Raw genomic sequence first — 2,522 nt, 5'->3', positions numbered from 1 at the left:
GCCCCCCTGGTGCTGTCTGCCATACGCAGCGCCGACGCCGCGCCCTACCCCGACCCGAACCACACCCGGCTGCGCCAGCGCCTGGCCACGCTGCATGGCGTGGCGCCCGGCCAGATTGATGTGGCCGCCAGCGCCAGCGAAGCCATCCAGCGCCTGAGCGCTGCCTGGGCGCTGGCCACGCAGCGGCGCGGCGCCTTCACCGCGCCCATTCCCGGCTATGGCGATTACGCCCGCAGCGCCCGGGCGCAAGGCCTGCCGCTGAACGCTGCTGCCGAAGCAGGCTCGCCCGTCCTGCACTGGCACACCTGGCCGGGCAGCCCGCACGGCCATCTGCCGCCCCACGCCACCGCCCCGAAAGCGACAGACGATATCCATGTGCTGGACTTGGCTTACTGGCCGCTGCTGCTGGCTGACTATGGCGCAGACGGCGCCGCGGCCAACACCGCCGACCCGCTGAATCTGGCCCTGCTGCGCAGCCGGGGCGGCGAGGCCGCGAACACCGTGCAGCTCTGGACGCCCAACAAGGCGCTGGGACTGACCGGCGTGCGCGGCGCCTATCTGGTCTGGCCGCAGGCCGATGCCAGCCCGCTGCAAGCCGCCCTGCGCAAGCACGTTCAGGCACTGGAGCCCTCGTGGCCGCTGGGCGCGCACGCGGTCGCGATGCTGGAGGCCTGGTGCTGGCCCGCCACGCAGGTCTGGCGATGCGGCACGCTGCCGGTGCTGGCCGGGTGGCTGTCGCGGCTGGATGAGCGGCTGGCGGATTTGGGCTGGCAGCGCGAGCCAGCGCACGAGACGGGATCCCCCCGCGCCCCTTTTGGCCTCTGGGCGCCACCGCCCGCGCTGGCCGGACGCCTGGAGGCCATCGGGCACGATTTGCGCGCCCACGGCCTGCACTGGCGCGAAACAACTTCCCTGGGCCGGCCCGGCCACGTGCGCCTGCGCGCCCTGCCGCCGCCCGCGCAAGACGTCCTGCTGGATCGTCTGGCCGCTTTTGGGTCTTCAAGCCGGACTGCGACTGCAAGACCGGCCGCCCCCGAGACGGAAGCGCCGCTGGCGCCCTGCATTCTGGTGCTGGGCACGACCAGCCACGCGGGCAAAAGCTGGCTGGCCACGGCGCTGTGCCGCTGGTACGCGCGCCAGGGCCTGCGCGTGCGCCCCTTCAAGGCGCAGAACATGAGCAACAACGCGCGTGTGGTCGCGCTGTCAGCCGACGACCCCGACGGCGGCTGGGGCGAGATCGGCAGCGCACAGTACCTGCAGGCGCTGGCCGCCGGGGTGACGCCCGATGTGGGCATGAACCCCGTGCTGCTCAAGCCCGAAGCCGACTGCCGCAGCCAGGTGCTGGTACTGGGCCGCCCCGATGCGGCGCTGAACCGCATGCCCTGGCGCGAACGCGCCCGCCACCTGGCGCCGCTGGCACTGCAGGCGCTGCAGGATCTGCGCCGCCGCTGCGATCTGGTCATCATTGAAGGCGCCGGGTCGCCCGCCGAGATCAATCTGGCCGACACGGATTACGTCAACCTGGGCACGGCGCGCGCCAGCCAGGCCGCCACGCTGCTGGTCTGCGACATCGACCGCGGCGGCGCCTTCGCCCACGTGCTGGGCACGCACGCCTGCCTGCCCGCCGACGTGCAGGCGCTGCTACGCGGCTACGTGCTCAACCGCTTCCGGGGCGACGCCGCACTGCTGGCGCCCGGCCCCGAGCTGGTGCACCAGCGCTGCGGCCTGCCCTTGCTGGGCGTTTTGCCCATGTGGTACGGCCACGGCCTGCCCGAAGAAGACGGCCTGATCGACGAGGCCCACCCGGCCAACCGCCCCATCGCGCCAGCCTTGGGCGAGCGCCTCGTCGGCATCGTCTGCCCGCCGCGCATCAGCAATCTGGACGAGTTCCAGCCCCTGCGCCACCGCCCCGGCGTGCGCCTGCGCTGGGTGCGCCACAGCCGCGATCTGGCCGGCCTGAATCTGCTGGTGCTGCCCGGCTCCAAAGCCGTCGCCAGCGACCTGGCCTGGCTGCGCGCACAGGGGCTGGAGGATGGCATCCGCGCGCACGCCGCTGCAGGGCGCCCGCTGCTGGGCGTGTGCGGCGGCCTCCAGATGCTTGGCGAGCGCCTGATCGATCCGCACGGGGTGGATGGCGACGCGCTGGGCCTGGGCCTGCTGCCGCTGGACACCGTCTTCGCCCCGGACAAAACCCTGGCCCGCGTGACGCTCCGCTGGTCCACCTGCGATGGGCCCTGGCAGGCGCTGTCCGGCCTGCCCCTGACGGGCTATGAAATCCACCACGGCCAGACCCGCGCCACTTCAGGCACCACTCCAGGCGCAACATCAGGCGCTACCCCGGACAATACAGGCCTGACCCCTGTTCTGGCCCACGCCGACGGCACGCCCCTGGGCTGGCAGCGCGGCCCGGTGCTGGGGCTCTACGCCCACGGCCTTTTTGAGAACCCCCAGCTGCTGGACGCCCTGCTGCCCCGGCCCACAGGCGCCAGCGCCGCTGCGCCGCTGGACAGCGTCTTCGACGC

1 protein-coding gene is annotated in these 2,522 nt (G+C 73.0%); it reads left to right on the top strand.

Annotation, left to right across the window (positions count from 1 at the left end):
* The coding region (locus tag RV045_RS14230) for a cobyric acid synthase (RefSeq protein WP_423236456.1) at nt 1-2,522 on the top strand (2,522 nt) is incomplete at both ends.

The organism is Amphibiibacter pelophylacis, from assembly GCF_037688875.1.
GTDB classification, from domain to species: domain Bacteria; phylum Pseudomonadota; class Gammaproteobacteria; order Burkholderiales; family Burkholderiaceae_C; genus Amphibiibacter; species Amphibiibacter pelophylacis.
This window is presented reverse-complemented; position numbering and strand designations above follow the sequence as displayed.